Raw genomic sequence first — 17,104 nt, forward strand, 5'->3', positions numbered from 1 at the left:
GGTGTCACGCGGAGGTGCACAGAACATGGCCGGACAGCGCATGGCCGGACTGAAGGACGCGACCGCGATCGTCGGCATCGGACAGACCTCCTTCGCCAGGCAACTCTCCGAGGACGAGCGGACCTTGGCGTGTCGTGCCGTACTCGCCGCCCTCGACGACGCGGGCATCGCCCCGAGCGAGGTCGACGCCCTCGCCTCCTACACGATGGAGGAGACCGACGAGGTCGAGCTGGCGAAGGCGGTCGGCTTCGGGGACCTGACCTTCTTCAGCAAGGTGGGGTACGGGGGTGGTGGTTCATGTGCGACCGTCGCCCACCTCGCCACCGCCATCGCCGCCGGACAGGCGACGGTGGGTGTGGCCTGGCGGTCACGGAAGCGGGGCAGCGGGGCGAGACCGTGGACCGACACGACCCGCCAACTCCCCACCCCCGCCCAGTGGACCCGCCCCTTCGGGCTCCTCCGGCCGGCGGACGAGATAGCCATGCTCACGCGCCGCTACATGTACGAGTTCGGCGCCACCCGGGATCACCTGTTCAACGTCGCCCTCGCCTGCCGGAACAGGGCCAATCAGAATCCGGCGGCCATCATGTACGACCGTCCCCTCACCCGCGAGATGTACATGACCTCCCGCTGGATCAGCGAACCCCTCTGCCTCTTCGACAACTGCCTTGAGACGGACGGGGCGTTGGCCTGCGTGGTCGTCTCCCGCGAGCGCGCCCGCGACTGCCGGCGCACCCCCGTGTACGTCCACTCCGCCGCCCAGGGCCTCCCCGCCCAGCACCACGGCATGGTCAACTACTGGAACGACGACCCCCTCACCGGACCCGCCTGGACCGCCGCCCGACACCTGTGGAAACACGCCGACTTCACCCCGCAGGACGTCGATGTCGCCCAGATCTACGACGCGTTCACCGCCCTCGTCCCGCTCTCCCTGGAGGGCTACGGCTTCTGCGGACGGGGGGAAGGGGGTGCCTTCACCGAGGGGGGCGCTCTGGAGATCGGCGGCCAACTCCCCCTGAACACCGGCGGCGGCGGCCTCTCCGAGGCGTACGTCCACGGCTTCAACCTGATCAACGAGGGCGTACGGCAGTTGCGCGGCACCAGCACCGCCCAGGTCCCGGACGCCGCCACCTGCCTGGTGACGGCGGGCGAGGGCGTCCCCACCTCCGCCCTGCTGCTCACGAAGTGAAATGAGGAGTCGACCGCCATGCTCACTCCGCTCACCGACGCCGACGGCGCCCCCTTCTGGCAGTACGCCCGCGCCGGCGAACTCCGCGTCCAGACCTGCGCCGACTGCGACGAACCCCGCTTCCCGCCCCGCCCCTGCTGCCCCCACTGCCAGTCCTTCGCGAGCGAGTGGCGGCAGGTCAGCGGGCGGGGGCGGGTGTGGTCGTACGTCTTCCCGCATCCGCCGCTCCTCCCCGACTACGCCGCCGTCGCGCCCTACAACGTGATCGTCGTCGAGCTGGTCGACGCGCCGCGGATCCGGCTGGTCGGCAACCTCGTCAGCGAGGCCGGGGCTGCCCTCAACTCCCTTGCCCCCGGGCGGATTCGGATCGGGGCGCGCGTGCAGGTCGTGTTCGACGAGGGCGGGCTTCCGCAGTGGGTTCTGGAGCGGGCATGACTCTCAACGTCTCCGTCGACAAGGACACCGGCGTCGCCGTCGTCACCCTCGACCGGCCGCGCAAGCTCAACGCCATCGACCTCGCCACGGCCGCCGAACTCAGCGCCGTATGGAGGGAGTTGCGGTTCGACGACTCCGTGCGGGCCGTCGTCCTCACCGGGGCCGGGGAGCGTGCCTTCTGTACCGGGCTCGACCGGGACGCGGTGGTCCCGCAGCCCAACTCGCCCTACATGCAGGACGATCCGCTGCTCGGCATCGGCCCGAAGGCCAACGACCTCTGGAAGCCGGTGATCTCCGCCGTGCGCGGGATGGCCTGCGGCGGGGCGTTCTATCTGCTGGGCGAGAGCGAGTTCGTGGTCGCCGACCCGACCGCCGTGTTCTTCGACCCGCACACCACGTACGGCATGGTCAGCGCGTACGAGTCGGTGCTGATGGCGCACCGGATGCCGTACGGCGAGGTCGCGCGGATGATGCTCATGGGGACGGCCGAGCGGATCTCCGCGCGGCGGGCGTACGAGCTCGGGCTGGTCTCCGAACTCACCGAACCCGGGCGGGCGTTGGAGGCCGCCGTGGCCTGCGCGACCGTCATCGCCGGGTATCCGACCGAGGGTGTCCAGGGGACCGTGCGGGCGTTGTGGGCGGCGAAGGAGGCGGCGCGGGCGCAGGCGTATGCGCAGGCGCCGCCCCTCATCGCGCTCGGGAACCTGCCGACCGAGCGGCAGGCGGAGTTGTTCGCCGACCGGAAGAACGGCGGCTTCCGGACCCGGTGAGGGTCAACTCAGCGCGGTGGCAAGGCGGTCGACCTCGCAGTGATCGAGCCGGTCCAGGGCCCCCGTACTGGCGGCGGCCATCCGGAGGGTCGCCTTGCCGTTTGCCGGCACCGACACCTGGCTGCTGGCGTCGGCCATGGTGAACCCGGTCCTGTCCTTGTACGCGACCTTCACGGTGAAGAGCGCCTCGCGCCCGTTCGGGTTCCTGACCTCGACAGTCGTGTACGGGTCGGCAACGCTCGCGCACCGCTTGAGCACCGCGGTGCCGTCCTTCAGAGGCCGGGCGGTGGCGGACGAGGTCGCCGTGGGAGTAGAGCGGTAGTTGGGCCGGTGAGTGTACGAACTGCCCCCGGACGAACCGCCCGTCGAACCGCCCGATGATGTCGACGTGTCGTGGTCCTGGCTGGAGCTGCTGCACCCGCCCCCTCCCCCGCCGCTCCCGTGACCGTGACGGCTGCTGCTGTGGTGCCGTCCGGTGGAGAAGCCGGTGAGGGTGAGAACCGTCAGTGCCAGTACTGCCGTGAGTTTGAGCCTGCGCCCCCGCGTATGCATCCGATCATGGTACCCACCTGGGCCAACGGGCTCCGCTCACGCGGTTCTTGCGGTGCCCGTGCCCTTCTCCGCGTCGAGGGCGTACACGCAGCGGTCCTTGCTGCACGCGTACACGACGCCGTCCCTGACCACCGGTGCGCCGGTGATCTCGCCGCCAGTGGCGAGCTTCCAGCGGAGGCGGCCGTCGTCGGCCTTGAGGGTGTAGAGGAGGTGGTCGGTGGAGCCGAAGTGGATGCGGCCCTCGGCGACCGCGGGGGTGCCCACGATGTCGCCGCCGGCCTGGAAGCGCCACTTGGGTGTGCCGGTGACCGCGTCGAGCGTGTAGAGCCCTTTGCCGCTGCCGACGTGGACGTGGCCGGCGGCGACGAGGACCGGTTCGATCGACGCCCGGGACTCGGTCGCGATGCGCCAGCGGTCGCGGCCGTCGGCGGCGTCGAGGGCGTAGACCGTGCCGAGGTAGTCGGCGAGGTAGATGCCGCCGCCCGTGACCGCCGGGCCGGGGGCGAAGGTGGGCGGGCAGAGGAAGACGGCCGGGGCCTCGAAGTGCCACCGGACGCGGCCGCTCGCCGCCTCGACGGAGAGGACGCGGGTGCCGGCGGCGACGTAGACCTGACCGTCGGGTGCGGCGCTGATCCGTACGGGGACGCCTCCGCAGGAGGCCGCGTCGCCGATCGGGTAGGCCCAGCGCTCGTCGCCCGTCCGGGCGTCCAGGGCGCGGAGGCGGGCGTCCTGCCAGACGTAGACGGTGCCGTCGTGCAGCGCCGGGCCCGCCTCCGGGGACTCGAAGTCGGTCTGCGCGCCGGTCAGCTGCCACAGCTTCTGGCCGGTGGACGCCTCCCAGGCCTGCACTCCGCCGCCGCGCGTGCCGGTGACGACGGTGCCGCGCTCGGCCTTGAGCGAGTACACCCAGGCATCGGTGGACAGCCGCCACAGGTCGCCGCCCTCGCGGGCGTCCAGGGCGAAGAGGGTGGGGCCGTCCGAGGCGTGGATACGGCCGTCCGCGACCGCCATCGACCAGGCGACGTCCCGGGTCTTGAAGGAGCGGCGGCCGGTCTGCACGTCCAGAGCGTGCACCTCGAAGGAGGTGACGTAGACGAGGTCGCCGGCGACGGTCGGGGTGCCCCAGACGTCGTTCGACATGCGGAACCGCCAGGGGCGCCAGCCGGCGGCCGTTTCCGGGGGCAGCGCGGGGGGCGGGGGTACGGCGGCGGGGTCGGCGCCGTTGACGCCGGGGCGGGGCCGGGACCAGGAGGCGACCAGGCCGGCCTCCGGAGGGGGTGCCTTCACGGCGGCGGCGCGGGCGTCGGCGACACGGGGACCGGGGCCGATGGGGACCGGGGCGCCGGCCAGTCGTACGGGTCCGGTGTCGGGGGCGCCGACCGGGACGGGCACGACGGGGTCGTGGGAGGGCGGCGGCGGTACGGGAACGCGCCCGCCACCACCGCTGCGGCCGGCGGTGGGCGTCGGTTTCACGGGCGGGCGGCCGCCGCGGCGGGTCTCGATCAGGGTGACCGCGCGCTCGGGCAGCCAGGCCGAGGCCGTACCGCTGTCGTCGGAGCCGGAGCCGAAGAGGTGGGGGGCCAGCTGGGCCTGGAGGTCGGCCGGGTTGGGCCGGCCGGTGGCCTCCATCTGCATGCAGGACTCGATGAGGGGGCGCAGTTCGTCCGGGAGACCCTGGAGGTCGGGGCCCTCGCGCAGCAGCATGAAGACGGTCTCGACCGGGTTGGCGCCGTGGAACGGGGGGTGTCCGGTGGCGGCGAAGACGAGCATCGAGCCGAGCGAGAACACGTCGCTCGCGCCGGTGACGCTGCGGGAGTCCTTGGCCTGCTCGGGAGACATGTAGGCGGGCGTACCCACCGCCACATTGGTCATCGTCAAACGGGTGTTCGACACACCGGAGGCGATACCGAAGTCGATGACCCGGGGCCCGTCCTCGACGACGAGCACGTTGGACGGTTTGAGGTCACGGTGGACGAGACCCGCCCCGTGGATGGACTGCAGCGCCTCCGCGACCCCCGCCGCGAGCCAGCGCACCGCCTGGGCCGGCATCGGCCCGCACTCGTTCACTATCTCTTCGAGCGAGGGCGCGGGAACGTACGCGGTGGCCAGCCACGGCACGGCGGCACGCGGATCGGCGTCGACCACGGCGGCCGTGTAGAAACCGGAAACGGCCCGCGCGGCCTCGACCTCACGCGTGAAGCGGACCCGGAAGAGCTGGTCCTCGGCGAGTTCCGTCCGCACGGTCTTGATCGCCACGCGCCGGCCGGACGCCGAGCGCGCGAGATAGACCAGCCCCATGCCGCCCGCGCCCAGCCGTCCCAGCACCTCGAACGGCCCGATCCGCCGCGGATCGTGCTGCGTCAGCTGATCCACCACTTGCCTGCCACCTCCCCGTACGGGCCACGCCACCCACATATGTACGCGACCCCGTGCAGCGTCTCACCACCGCACCGCCATGGCGGCACGCACCCTGATTCTTCCTGGCCGGGCCACAGGTTGCGAACCCGGCGACTAATCGGGGTGTCTCGCCATATCTCCGGACAAACGTCCAGGTGTCAGCGTTGCAGCAGTGCGAACGACGCCCCTTGATTGTCCGTGACGACCGCCACTTTCCCGTACGACGTCTCGAAGAGCGGAACCTGCACCCGCCCCCCGAGCCGGTGCACGGCCCCCAGGACAGGCTCGATGTCCTCGACCCGGAAGTGAACGAGGAAATGCGGCGGCATCTCCACCGGGAAGACGTCGGAGACGGGAGCGCGCCCGAAATCGGGGGCGGCATCCGGTCCGAAGAGGGCGTCTGTGAAAAGTCCGCCGTAGAAATTGTTGGCCGCCTCCGTGTCGCGGGCGTACAGCTCGGCCCAGCCGAAGGTGCCGGGCTTGTGCCGGGTGCCGAAACCGGGGTGCCGGGCCGCCTGCCACAAGCCGAAGACGGCACCCTCCGGATCGGCGGCGAGGACGGCGGTGCCCAGCTCCCCCAAGGAAACCGGCGCCATCACGACCTGCCCACCGGCCTCCCGGATCCGCCCGCTCAGCCGCACCACGTCCGGCGTCGCGAAGTACACCGTCCACACGGTCGGCATCCGCCCGTCCGCCTTGTGGGCGAGCGCCGCGACGGCCTCCCCGTCCTTGCGGGCCCATACGGAGCCGCCGTACGCCTCCTCGAAGGTCCACCCGAAGAGCTCACCGTAGAACCGCCTGCCCGCGGCCAGGTCCGGCAGCTGCGCGTCCAGCCAGCAGGGGACGCCCTCTCCGTAGGTCTTTTCCTTCGCGGATGCCCTGTTTTCGGCCATACCGTCAAAGTAACGGCGACGCACGCACCCCGCAGACCAGGCACACCACCCTCTCGACCCCCGTGCACCCCATTTGCAGTCGGCCGAATCGCGCTCCGATCACCCCTCGGTAAGCTGACGGCATGACAGGACAAGTGCGTACCGTCGACGGCCGCGTGGCCGGCCGGCGTGGGCAGGCGACCCGGCAGAAGCTGCTCGACTGCCTAAGCGAGATGCTCAGCTCCTCCCCTTACCGGGACGTCAAAGTCATCGATGTCGCCCGGAAGGCGGGGACTTCACCCGCGACCTTCTACCAGTACTTCCCGGACGTCGAAGGCGCCGTCCTGGAGATCGCCGAGCAAATGGCCACGGAGGGCGGTCAGTTGACCGAACTGCTGGCCGGCCGGTCATGGGTCGGCAAGGCGGGTTGGCAGACCTCCCAGGAACTCGTGGACGGTTTCCTGGAGTTCTGGCGCAGGAACGACGCGATCCTCAGGGTCGTCGACCTCGGAGCCGCCGAGGGAGACAAACGGTTCTACAAGATCCGGATGAAGATCCTGAACTCCGTGAACAACTCCCTCTCGGACGCGGTCGCCGAGTTGCAGTCCAAGGGCAAGGTCGACAAGGACGTGAACCCGGCGGCGATCGCCGGTTCACTGGTCGCGATGCTCGCGGCCGTCGCCTCGCACCAGAAGGGTTTCCAGACGTGGGGCGTCAAGCAGGCTGAACTCAAGCCGAACCTGGCGCTGTTGGTCCACCTGGGCGTGACCGGCAAGAAGCCGACGAAGTAGGAGCAGTTCCTGCTTCCAGGTCCCAAGTCCTGTCTCGCGGGCGGTGGTTCACTCCGGTGGACCACCGCCTGCCCTGCATCCACGACGAGTTCACCGCCGCACGACCCGGAACAGCCGGATCTCCCGCTCCACCCGCTTCTGGTACGTGGCGTACGGCGGCCAGAAGGCGAGCGCGGTCTTCCACACCTCGGCCCGCTCCTCGCCCTCCAACAGCCGTGCGGTGACCGGGATCTCGGCACCCTTCCAGCTGATCTCGGCGTCGGGATGGGCGATGAGGTTGTGCGTCCAGGCGGGATGACCGGGACGTCCGAAGTTGGACCCGACGAGCACCCAGCCGCCCTCCTCCGGCATGCAGGCGAGGGGACTGTGCCGCGCCTGCCCGCTCCTCGCCCCGATCGAGGTCAGGATCACGCCCGGCAGCATCTGCGCGCTGAGCAGCACCTTCCCGCGCGTGAGCCGGTGCACGGCCCGGTCCATGGCGGGGATGACATGCGGGGCGATACGCGCGAACGCCCGGGTCGACGAAACCTTCTGCACCGCACGCACACCGATCACACCGTCACCTCGCGGTTCTCGAAAAGGTGCGCCCCTTCGGCGGCGTGTGCCCGCAGCCGGTGCACCGGCCCGAACAGCAACTCGTCCCCGGCGGCACGCTTGAAGTAGAGATGGGCGTCGTGCTCCCAGGTGAACCCGATCCCGCCGTGCAGCTGGATCCCCTCGGCGGCGGCGGTCCGCAAGGCCTCCAGCCCCTGCGCCAGGGCGAGCCCACCGGCCCGCTCCCCCTGACCGGTCGCCCAAGCGGCGTAATAGGCAGCCGACTTGGCGCCCTGCACCTGCACATACACATCGGCCAGCCGGTGCTTCACCGCCTGGAACGACCCGATGGCCCGCCCGAACTGCTCACGCTGCTTGACGTATTGGACGGTCCGCTCCAAGGCCCGGTCGGCGGCCCCGACGGCTTCGGCGGCGAGGACGGCGGCGACGGTGTCGCCGGCGGCGGAGAGTTCCCGCAGAGTCTGCTGACTGTCATCGGCGCCGAGCAACTCCCCTTCCACGTCCCGCAGTTCGAGCCGAGCCTGCGACCGGGTCGCGTCGAGGGAGGTCTGCCGTACGCGCACGAGCCCGGCGGCATCCCCCGCCACCAGGAACAGCAGCGTCCGCGACCGGGCGAAGCCCCCGGCATGGGCGGCGACGAGCAACAACTCGGCGCTGTGCCCGTCGAGAACCTGCGCGACCTGCCCGTACAACCGCCACCCGGAGTCTCCGACCTGCCGGGCCTGCACCCCGCCCGCGCGCCCGCCTCCCGCCCACTCGCCGCCGTTGGGGCCGGTGAGGGTGAGGGCGGTGGTGAGGGCGGTGCCGGGTACGGCGAGGGCGGCGGTCAGGGAACCGGCGGCGATGCGGGGCAGCAGCCGGGCGCGCTGGGTCTCGGTGCCGAGGGCGAGGACGAGGGGCGCGGCGAGCACGGCGGTGGCGAGGAGCGGGGAGGGGGCCAGGAAACGGCCCGTCTCCTCTGCCGCGAGGGCGAGTTCGGTCACCGAGCAGCCGACACCGCCGTAGGCCTCGGGGAGGGCGAGTCCGGGCAGGCCGAGTTGCCGGGCGAGAGCGGTCCAGAGGGCGGGGTCGTGTCCGGCGGGGGTGTCGACGGCGGCACGCAACTCGGCGGAACCGCACCGCTTTTGGAGCAGTTCGCGGAGGGTACGGCGGATCTCGTCCTGCTCGGCGGTGAAGCTGGCGTCCATGGCACTTCCCTCCAGATCTGACGGTCCGTCATATTAGGAGTCCGGGCACGATATGCACAGAGGGAGGAGGCCCCTCATGCCAGTGAGGAGCCGCAAGGTCGCCGTGGTGGGCGTCGCCCTGTCCGACTGCGGACGGGTCGACGACACGACCCCCTACGCCCTGCACGCCCAGGCGGCCCGCCGCGCACTGGCGGACGCGGGCCTGAACAGGGAGGTGGTGGACGGCTTCGCCTCGGCGGGCCTGGGCACGCTGGCCCCGGTCGAGGTGGCCGAATACCTGGGCCTGCGCCCGACGTGGGTCGACTCCACCTCCGTGGGCGGATCGACCTGGGAGGTCATGGCGGCCCACGCGGCGGACGCGATCGCCGCGGGCCACGCGAACGCAGTCCTCCTGGTCTACGGCTCGACGGCCCGAGCCGACATCAAGGCGGGCCGCCGCACCGGCAACCTCTCCTTCGGCGCGCGGGGCCCCCTCCAGTTCGAAGTCCCCTACGGCCACACGCTGATCGCGAAGTACGCGATGGCCGCGCGCCGCCACATGCTCGAATACGGCACGACGATCGAGCAGTTGGCGGAGGTGGCGGTACAGGCCCGCGCGAACGCCGCCCTCAACCCCGAGGCGATGTTCCGCGACCCGATCACCGTGGACGACGTGCTCGCCGGCCCGATGATCGCCGACCCGTTCACCAAGCTGCACTGCTGCATACGGTCGGACGGCGGGGCGGCGGTGCTGCTGGCCGCCGAGGAATACGTACGGGACTGCCGTACGGCACCGGTGTGGGTGCTCGGCACCGGGGAGCACGTCTCGCACGCCGCGATGTCCGAGTGGCCGGACTTCACGGTGTCACCGGCGGCGGTGAGCGGGCGACTGGCCTTCGAGCGGGCGGGAGTCGAGGCGTCGGAGATCGACTTCGCGGAGATCTACGACGCGTTCACCTACATGACGCTGGTGACGCTGGAGGATCTGGGTTTCTGCGCGAAGGGTGAGGGGGGTGCCTTCGTGGAGAAGGGGCGGTTGCGGGTGGCCGGTGGGGAGTTGCCGGTGAACACGGACGGGGGCGGGCTGTCGGCCCAACATCCCGGGATGCGGGGGCTGTTCCTGCTGGTGGAGGCGGTGCGGCAGCTGCGGGGGGAGGGTGGGGCTCGTCAAGTGACGGGCGCGGACGGCGACTTGCCGCGACTCGGAGTCGCCTCCGGGACGGGCGGCTGGTTCTGCTCTTCGGGGACGGTGGTGCTGGGGCGGGACTGAGCCATCAGGGACTTCCAGGACCGGTTCCGCTTGAAGGGCAGTTCGAAGATCCGGGAGAACAGCCAGGCCGCCAGCACCGAGACGGGCAGTCCCAGGAGAAGCGTGAAGCAGAACGTGGGCATCCCGGGCGCGACGAAATGCGGGGCCACTCGGCGGATGACGACCAGGACGATCGGAAGGTGGATCAGGTAGAGGCTGTAGGAGGCATCGCCGAGGCGCTGAAGGGGTCGCGTGGTCAACAGTCGTACGAGAAAAGCGGGTTGGCCGGTGGCGACCGCGGCGATCAGCATCGTCATGGCGGGGGCGATGGCGAGATCGATCCAGAAGTAGTGGCGCACCGTCCAGACGGAACCCTGGATGAAGCCGAGAGCCAGCACAGGCAGGGCGGCCAGGACGGCGAACCACCCCCACGGCAGGCGCCGGACCCGCTCCGACGCGACGACGATTCCCGCGCCCACCACTCCCGCGGCGAACACGGGGGCGAGATGCGGGGCGAGCCAGTTGTCGCCCTCGACCGGGTTCGCGTCGGCGGCCATGAGCCCGCGGACGATCACCGGGAGCGTCACGCAGGCGACCACGGCGGCCGCGCTGAACCGCCGCCGGACAAGAAGGATGAGGGGGAAGAGGAGATACAACTCCGCCTCCACTCCGATCGACCAGAACGCGCCGTTCGGGGTCGGGGCGAAGAACACGTCCTGAAGGACAAGGCCGTAGACGAGAATTGATGACCCATCAGGCGGCCCGTAGTGCGAAGCCGGGACCACGAACAGCGAGATGACGAGGCTCATGGCCAGCGCCGCCCAGTACGGCGGCAGGATGCGCCAGGCGCGTCGGCGCAGGAACTGGGCGACACCGCCGGACCGCCAGCCGTGCCGGGCCGGGGAGATGGCGAGGGAGAAGCCGGACAGGACCAGGAAGAAGACGACGGCGAGGCGGCCGAACATCAGCATGTCCAGCACTCGGGGCGCCGAACTGTTGGGGTACCCCGGGAAGGTGTACAGCCAGCAGTGGAACAGCACCACGTACAGCGCCGCCAGCCCGCGGAGGCCGTCCAGCCCCAGCACCTGCCGACGCACGGGTGCTGCGCTCGCTCTCACATCCACTGAGACTGAAATCGCTCGGCCCTTCCTTCGACGCCGCCCTCAGCGAGTGGTACGCGGCGTCCGGCCGAGCGGTTCAACGGTCGGGGTGGACCGTGATGACGGCCTTGTCGTTGCCCGGGTCCGGGTCGCGGTCGCCGACGTACCAGTCCTGGGCCGGTTTCTTGTCCTGGAGGGTCAGGGTGCCTTCGCCCGGGTCGCCGAGGCGCATCGTGAACGTGAAGGTCTGGGTCTTGCCGGGCTCCAGGGCCTTGATGCCACAGGTGTAGGCGTAGGCGCCGCGCTCGCAGTAAGGCTCGTAGGCGTCTTCGTCGTACTCCTCCATCGGCTGCTTCACCATCTCCATGCCGAGCGGCGGGCTGAACACGAGCTGCTCCGTGGCGCCGGCGTCGGCGGGGCCGTTGTTGCGGACGGCGAGTTTGAAGGTCCGCTTGGTGCCGGGGGCGCCGTACAGGTTCACGTCGGAGACCGAGTAGTCGGCGTGGGTGTCGAGCACCACGTTCGTCCAGCCGCCGCCCTTGGCGTAGGTGCCCTTCTTGGCGGCGGTGGCTTCAGGACGGAGGACCGGACCGTCACCGTGGTCCCCGTCGGCCATGACACCTCCGTACGCCGGCCCCATGTCCAGCGCCCGGGCCTCGCTGTTGAAGGAGGCGTACATCTTCGTCTTGGGCGCGCGGAGCCGGAGCGCGGGCTGGACGGTCACGGTCTGCCCGGGCGCGATGCGGAGATCCGGGAACTCGCAGACCGCGATGTGGCCCTTGTAGAAGCCCGGATAACGGCAGTTGGCGTACCGCTCCTCGAACTCGATCTGTTCAAGGCCGATTTGAAGCCCCAGTCCCCTGACCGGCACCTCACCGGTGTTCCGGACGACGATCGGCCGGCTCAGCTCGGCCCCGGGACGAACTCCGCCGAGTGACTTCGTTGTCAGCACCTCGACCACCGGTTCGCCTACGACGGCCTTCGTCCGCGCCGTGACCTTCTTGCCGCTCCGGTCCGTGTACGTGTACCGGACTTCCCCCGCGTCCCCCGGCTCGCTGCCCTTGGCCGCGACCAGGGAGACACCTCCGTCCGACCTGCTGTCGTACTCGGAACGCACCGCACACGTCATATGCGTGGGGCTGCCCGTACAGTTCCCGCCTTTGCGCAGCGCGACCGCGTTCTTCGCACCGGGCAACACGTCCACGGTGAGGGTGTGATCGGCGGATCCCCTGCCACCTGCGTGCGCCTTGCCGTCGTCCACGGAGAAGTGGAACGGGTCCTTGCCATGAGGGCCGGACTTGTCGCCGACGGGACGCAGGTAGAACATCTCGGGCGCGGTGATCGAGGGCGCCTTGTCGGTTGCCCCGCTGCCGCAGGATGTGACCGCCGCGAACAGGAGGGTTACGGCTGCTCCGACGCCGGCCGCGCGCTTCAACGGACGACGCCCGTTCACAGTCTCCCCGCCTCCCCTTCGATGAGCTGGAGATCAACGTACTCCCTGCCTGCGATTCGACGGAGTTGAGATCAAGGCGCTTTCCAGTGGACGTTGGGCCACTCGCTTCTTGGCCAGTGTCGGGCTTCCGCGGCCCGAGTAAAGGGCGCTCCCTGCGGTCGCGTCGCCTTCGGCGATTCCGCTGCGCTCCACCCTTGACTAGGGCCGCTCCAGCCCGTTTCAGAAGCGAGCGAGCGGCCCGAAAAGACGGGTGGCCAGGTAGGGACCCCCTTGCCTGAACCGTGCTGCCGACCGGTGTGGAGGGGTGCGCTGCCGTCTTGCCTGCACACCAGATGGTCTTAGCGGCTACCGGTCGGTGGGGTGCGAGGGTGCGAGGGGCGCGCTGCCGTCTCGCCTGCATGCCGCCTCGGCTCAGCGGCCAACGGTGGGTGGGTGGTCGCCAGAAGCCGGGGGTAAAACTAACCACCGTCACAACCTTTTACCGGTTAGAAATGACCCCAGCCTCCAGAGGCGTCAGGGCCACGACGGGGGGCCGGGGCGGGTGGGCCGGAGAAGTGTGACACTTCCGCTTCGACTGTCACAGCGCTGCGAACCGGGTACCCTGGAGAGGCGTAATCGGCAGATAGGGGCCACCACCCCGGCCGCCACCCAGTACCGGCCCGGAGCCTTCCCCTATGCCTGTGGCCCAGAACTGCCTATCACCCACTACTACCTGACTGCCTGTTGCCCATGACCCGTTGCTTGTGGGGTCGAGGTGGGCCCCCGCACACACCACCGGCCGGTAGCAGCCAAGCCAGCCCAGCACGAAGGCGAGACGCCAACGCGCTGCCCTCGCCCCCGACCCGGCCCTCTCCGGAAGCCGGGGTCATCTCTAACCGGTAAAAGCCTGCGACGGTGGTTAGATTTACCCCCGGCTTCCCGCAACCACCCACCCACCGTCGGCCGCTGAGCCGAGGCGGCGTGCAGGCGGGACGGCAGCGCGCCCCCCACCGACCGGTAGCCGCCAAGCCCACCCGGCATACAGGCGAAACGCGAGCGCACCCCCACACACCGGACCGGAACGCAGTACAGGCAAGGGGATCCGTACCTGGGCCACCCATCCCTCGGGGCCGCCCGCTCGCTTCTCAAACGGGATTGCGTGAGTTGAGTCAAGGGTGGAGCGCAGCGCAATCGGCGCAGCCGACGCGACCGCAGGGAGCGCCCTTTACTCGACTCACGCAATCCCGACACTGACCAAGAAGCGGGCGGCCCAACGGTCAGTACACAGCTCAGGGCCACAGCAACCCCTTCGTCCAGCCCCGCTCCGCCCGGACATAGCTCAGGCGCACGTGTCGTCGTAGTGCATCGCCCTGGAAGAACTCGACCTCGTCCGGGAACACGCGGTACAGGGTCCAGGACGGGGCAGGGGTTTCCGGTTCTCGTTGTGCCAGTTCCCAGGCCGCTTCCGATGCCTGTGCCAACTCGCCCAAGGACAACAAGGCTTCGCTCTGGTGGCCTGTCAGCGCTGCCGCCAACGCACCCGTCGAGTGCGCGTGCAGGTCGGCCTGGGATTCGGTCGGGGGCGCCGGGGTGACGGGGCCTCGTAGGCGGACCTGGCGGCCGAGGCGGGGCCAGTAGAAGGCTAGAGCCGCGTAGGCGAAGCCCTTCAGTTGGTGGCCTTTGCGGCTTGTGGCGTGGGTCGCGAAGGACCAGCCCTCCTCGTCCGCGCCGTGCAGCATCACCATCCGTACGTCGGGGAGGCCGCCGCCCTCTGTCGCCGGATCCCCGTCCCTCGTCGCCAGCGACATCACGTGCGGTTCGAGCTCGCCCGCCGCCACCGCCTCCGCGAACCAGGTGGTGAAGAGGGGGACAGGGGTGTCCGGGGTCGCGGACGGGTCCAGGGGTGGGAGCCTGGTCACCTCCGGGGCCCATACCCGTAGTGACTTCAGCAGTTCGTGGAGATCCGTTCCCGGTGCCGTTCCCATGGGGTGAGTATCACCTCGGGGCCGGGGCGGGGTGGAAGTCGTAGCCCGCGAAGTCCTCCACCGGGCGGTAGCCGATGCGCTGGTACAGGGCGTTGCTCGTGGGGTTGGCCAGGTCCGTGAACAGGAGTACCTCGTCCGCGCCCGCCGCCCTTGCCATTCTGCTGACCTCCGCTGTCACCGCGCCCGCGTAGCCCCGGCCCCTGAGGTCCGCCGGGGTGTAGACGGGGGCCACTCGGACCTGGCCGGCCACCTTCGGCGTGAGCCCGGCCATGGACACCGGCGTACCGTCCGGGGTTTCCCAGAGCGTGATCCCGCCGTACGCGATCCGGGAGTCGGCCCACTCGCCGGGGTTCTGCGAGGTGCCGCTCTCGCCGATCGCCTCGGCGAACTCGACGTACCAGCGCATGAGTTGTTCGCGGTCCTTTGCCGTCGCGACTCTCGGGCGGCCCGGTGGAGGGGGTTGCGGGATCGTCAAGTCGCCCAGGCGGTAGAGGCGTTGGCGTGCGTGGAGTTCACAGAGGGCGCCCGTTCGGCTTGCCCAGGCCTCCGCGAACGTCGATGCCGTGTCCAGTTCACCCATGACTCCCGGCAACTCGTCGCCACGCAAGGCCAATTGGGATACCAGCTCGATGGCCTCCTCCGCGGCGAGGGGCGTCAGCATCAGGCGGCCGGGAGGTGTGCGGAAGAAGGCGGCCCGCACTTCGCCGTCTCGTTCCAGTGCGCCGAACACCGGCTCGCCCTCGCCGTACATGCGCAGCCCTCGGCTGCGCAGCGCCGCCGTCACCGTCAGGTGAACCGTGTGCAGGGCGGGGCGCGAACGCAGGAACTCCCCTGCCCGGGTGAGGAATTGGTCCAGGTCCCCGGTGATGTCCCAGTCGCGGTCCATCACACCTTCACCTCCGGTTCCGGGTCCGTCGCCAGCCGGCCGTGCAGGTGGACGTCACGGAACGCGTCCCGTTGGCCCGCCTCGAACATCGCCCCGCGCAGCGTCCCCTCCGCCGGGAACCCGCAGTGCTCGGCGATACGGCAGGACGCGTCGTGGCCGAGGGCGTGGCCCAGTTCGAGCCGGTGCAGTCCCAGGTCGGTCAGGGCCCAGCGGGCGGCGAGGGTGAGGGCGCGGGTGGCGACGTTGCGGCCGCGGGCCTCGGGGAGGGTCCAGTAGCCGACGCGGGCGACGCGGATGACGTGGTCGATGTCGTTGACGCCGATGTGCCCCAGCGTCGTACCGCCGGCCGCGTCCGTGACGCAGAACGACGCGCTGACACCGTCCTCCGCGTTCTCGGCGCGGGAGCGCAGCGAGTTGCGGGCGCTGGTGAGGTCAGTGATCGGCCGCAGTGGGGTGTTCCAGCGCTGGAACTCGGGGTCGGACACCCCGCGCAGCCAGTCCGTCACATCGGTGTCGTCGTCGGCATCCCAGGGGCGCAGCCGCAGTCCGTGACCGTAGAGCTCGGGGAGGGGCTGCTGCAGAGACCGCTCGCGTATGTGGGCCATCGCGCCATTGAATCAAGCGTCGCGCGCACCGGATACGTCATTTTTCCCCGGGCTGAACACCGGCACCCCGTCCCGGAACGCCACCTCGACCGCCATCCCCGCGTGCAGTTCGGCGGGCCCGGCCTGCACCATTTCCGTCATCATCCGCGGGCCCTCCGCGAGATCGACGACGGCTGCGACGTACGGCACCCGTTCCCCGAAGGGCGGCAGGTCGTTCCGGTGGACGACGGACCAGGTGTAGAGGGTGGCGTGGCCGCTCGCGGGCTCCCAGGTGACGTTGTCGCTCCAGCAGTGGGGGCAGAACTCGCGGGGGTAGTGGTGGGCCCGGCCGCAGTCCGCGCAGCGGCGGAGGAGCAGGCGGCCCTGCGCCGCGGCCTCCCAGTAGGTGCGGGTGAACGCGTCCGCCTCGGGGAGGTCGTAGCGCGGGGAGGCACCCGTCGCACCCGTAGCACCCGTCGCACCCATCAGAACCACCCCAGTGCCGCGTCCACCGACCACACCTGCCAGGACATCGCGAACAGGGCCACCACCGAGATGAGCGCCATCATCGCGTTCTGCCCCTGCTCCGCCCAGTCGTGGATCATGAGCGTGAAGTAGAGGACGTTGAGGAGCAGGCCCCCGACGAGCGCGGCCGGGGTGAGGAAGCCCACGACCAGGCCGAGGCCGACCGCCAACTCGGCGTAGACGACGACGTACGCCATCGTGCGCGGGCGCGGCGCGACCATCACGTCGAAGCCCGAACGGACCGCCGTCCAGCGGTGTTTGGCGGCGACGTCGGCCGCCCAGGCGATGCCGGTGCCGCGCTCGAACCAGGCCTTCTTGTCCTTGTGCCGCCAGCACTCCAGCCACCAGAGCCCGAGTCCTATGCGGAGGACCGCGAGCCAGTCCGCTCCGCTGAGCCAGATCGCATCCATGAATCTGACGGTACGTCAGAAGCTGAGGAAAGCCGAGAGGCAGCCATGAAAATCCTGTGGTCCGGCCGCGCCGCTGTGGGTCCGCCATGAATCCCCGCAGATTGTTGACGATTTTGTTCAACGCCGATTACGTTCGCAAGCGCAAGGCCAAGGAGCGGTCAGGAAGACGCGGTCGGGAAGACGAGAGGCAGCACGGTGAAGCACAG

At 70.3% G+C, this 17,104-nt stretch carries 17 protein-coding genes; 5 read left to right on the forward strand and 12 right to left on the reverse strand.

Annotation, left to right across the window (positions count from 1 at the left end):
- Positions 1–40: 40 nt before the first annotated feature.
- From OG496_RS25635 to OG496_RS25645, 3 genes are read left to right on the forward strand one after another with little or no spacing between them, the layout of a single operon-like run.
- Positions 41–1,189, forward strand: coding sequence for a lipid-transfer protein (locus OG496_RS25635; protein ID WP_405976705.1), 1,149 nt, complete (start codon positions 41–43; stop codon positions 1,187–1,189).
- An 18-nt stretch (positions 1,190–1,207) separates the two neighbouring features.
- Complete coding sequence (locus tag OG496_RS25640) at positions 1,208–1,624, forward strand: OB-fold domain-containing protein (protein WP_366496855.1); 417 nt, start codon at positions 1,208–1,210, stop codon at positions 1,622–1,624.
- Positions 1,621–2,394, forward strand: coding sequence for an enoyl-CoA hydratase/isomerase family protein (locus OG496_RS25645; protein ID WP_366496854.1), 774 nt, complete (start codon positions 1,621–1,623; stop codon positions 2,392–2,394). The genes OG496_RS25640 and OG496_RS25645 overlap by 4 nt, the downstream gene beginning before the upstream one ends.
- Positions 2,395–2,397: 3 nt before the next feature.
- On the opposite strand, the gene OG496_RS25650 is transcribed toward OG496_RS25645, so the two are convergent.
- The 3 genes from OG496_RS25650 to OG496_RS25660 all read right to left on the reverse strand — a co-directional run bounded on the left by OG496_RS25650 (position 2,398) and on the right by OG496_RS25660 (position 6,236).
- The gene (locus OG496_RS25650) at positions 2,398–2,946 is read right to left on the reverse strand and encodes a hypothetical protein (RefSeq protein WP_405972548.1); all 549 of its coding nucleotides are present in this window, start codon (positions 2,944–2,946) and stop codon (positions 2,398–2,400) included.
- A gap of 36 nt (positions 2,947–2,982) precedes the next feature.
- Entirely contained in the window at positions 2,983–5,322 is a 2,340-nt protein-coding gene (locus tag OG496_RS25655; RefSeq protein ID WP_366496852.1) for a serine/threonine-protein kinase, read from the reverse strand.
- Between the two features lie 179 nt (positions 5,323–5,501).
- Positions 5,502–6,236, reverse strand: a complete 735-nt coding sequence (locus OG496_RS25660) for a VOC family protein (RefSeq protein ID WP_405972549.1) — start codon at positions 6,234–6,236, stop codon at positions 5,502–5,504.
- A gap of 134 nt (positions 6,237–6,370) precedes the next feature.
- Here OG496_RS25660 and OG496_RS25665 point away from each other — a divergent pair, with 134 nt between their 5' ends.
- A complete protein-coding gene (locus OG496_RS25665; protein ID WP_280879449.1) occupies positions 6,371–7,006 on the forward strand; it encodes a TetR family transcriptional regulator in 636 nt (211 codons plus the stop codon).
- Between the two features lie 90 nt (positions 7,007–7,096).
- Here OG496_RS25665 and OG496_RS25670 read toward each other — a convergent pair whose 3' ends face one another.
- Both OG496_RS25670 and OG496_RS25675 read right to left on the reverse strand, forming a co-directional pair.
- On the reverse strand, positions 7,097–7,561 hold the full coding sequence (locus OG496_RS25670; protein WP_405972550.1) for a nitroreductase/quinone reductase family protein: 465 nt from the start codon (positions 7,559–7,561) through the stop codon (positions 7,097–7,099).
- Positions 7,558–8,748, reverse strand: a complete 1,191-nt coding sequence (locus tag OG496_RS25675) for an acyl-CoA dehydrogenase family protein (RefSeq protein WP_405972551.1) — start codon at positions 8,746–8,748, stop codon at positions 7,558–7,560. Before OG496_RS25675 ends, OG496_RS25670 begins: the two co-directional genes overlap by 4 nt.
- A gap of 76 nt (positions 8,749–8,824) precedes the next feature.
- On the opposite strand from OG496_RS25675, the gene OG496_RS25680 reads away from it, so the two are divergent.
- Entirely contained in the window at positions 8,825–9,997 is a 1,173-nt protein-coding gene (locus OG496_RS25680; RefSeq protein WP_405972552.1) for a thiolase C-terminal domain-containing protein, read from the forward strand.
- Here OG496_RS25680 and OG496_RS25685 read toward each other — a convergent pair.
- The 7 genes from OG496_RS25685 to OG496_RS25715 all read right to left on the reverse strand — a co-directional run bounded on the left by OG496_RS25685 (position 9,895) and on the right by OG496_RS25715 (position 16,898).
- On the reverse strand, positions 9,895–11,073 hold the full coding sequence (locus OG496_RS25685) for an acyltransferase family protein (RefSeq protein WP_405972553.1): 1,179 nt from the start codon (positions 11,071–11,073) through the stop codon (positions 9,895–9,897). The genes OG496_RS25680 and OG496_RS25685 overlap by 103 nt on opposite strands.
- A gap of 100 nt (positions 11,074–11,173) precedes the next feature.
- Positions 11,174–12,529, reverse strand: a complete 1,356-nt coding sequence (locus OG496_RS25690; RefSeq protein WP_405972554.1) for a hypothetical protein — start codon at positions 12,527–12,529, stop codon at positions 11,174–11,176.
- Between the two features lie 1,268 nt (positions 12,530–13,797).
- Complete coding sequence (locus OG496_RS25695) at positions 13,798–14,493, reverse strand: pyridoxal 5'-phosphate synthase (protein WP_405972555.1); 696 nt, start codon at positions 14,491–14,493, stop codon at positions 13,798–13,800.
- A gap of 10 nt (positions 14,494–14,503) precedes the next feature.
- Complete coding sequence (locus OG496_RS25700; protein ID WP_405972556.1) at positions 14,504–15,379, reverse strand: GNAT family N-acetyltransferase; 876 nt, start codon at positions 15,377–15,379, stop codon at positions 14,504–14,506.
- Positions 15,379–15,984: a GNAT family N-acetyltransferase gene (locus OG496_RS25705; protein WP_405972557.1), complete on the reverse strand. Its 606-nt coding sequence runs from the start codon at positions 15,982–15,984 to the stop codon at positions 15,379–15,381. The genes OG496_RS25700 and OG496_RS25705 overlap by 1 nt, the downstream gene beginning before the upstream one ends.
- Before the next feature lie 12 nt (positions 15,985–15,996).
- Positions 15,997–16,449, reverse strand: a complete 453-nt coding sequence (locus tag OG496_RS25710) for a Zn-ribbon domain-containing OB-fold protein (protein ID WP_405972558.1) — start codon at positions 16,447–16,449, stop codon at positions 15,997–15,999.
- Complete coding sequence (locus OG496_RS25715) at positions 16,449–16,898, reverse strand: DoxX family protein (protein WP_405972559.1); 450 nt, start codon at positions 16,896–16,898, stop codon at positions 16,449–16,451. Before OG496_RS25715 ends, OG496_RS25710 begins: the two co-directional genes overlap by 1 nt.
- Positions 16,899–17,104: the final 206 nt, after the last annotated feature.

This window comes from Streptomyces sp. NBC_00988 (assembly GCF_045162645.1).
In the GTDB taxonomy this organism is placed as follows: domain Bacteria; phylum Actinomycetota; class Actinomycetes; order Streptomycetales; family Streptomycetaceae; genus Streptomyces.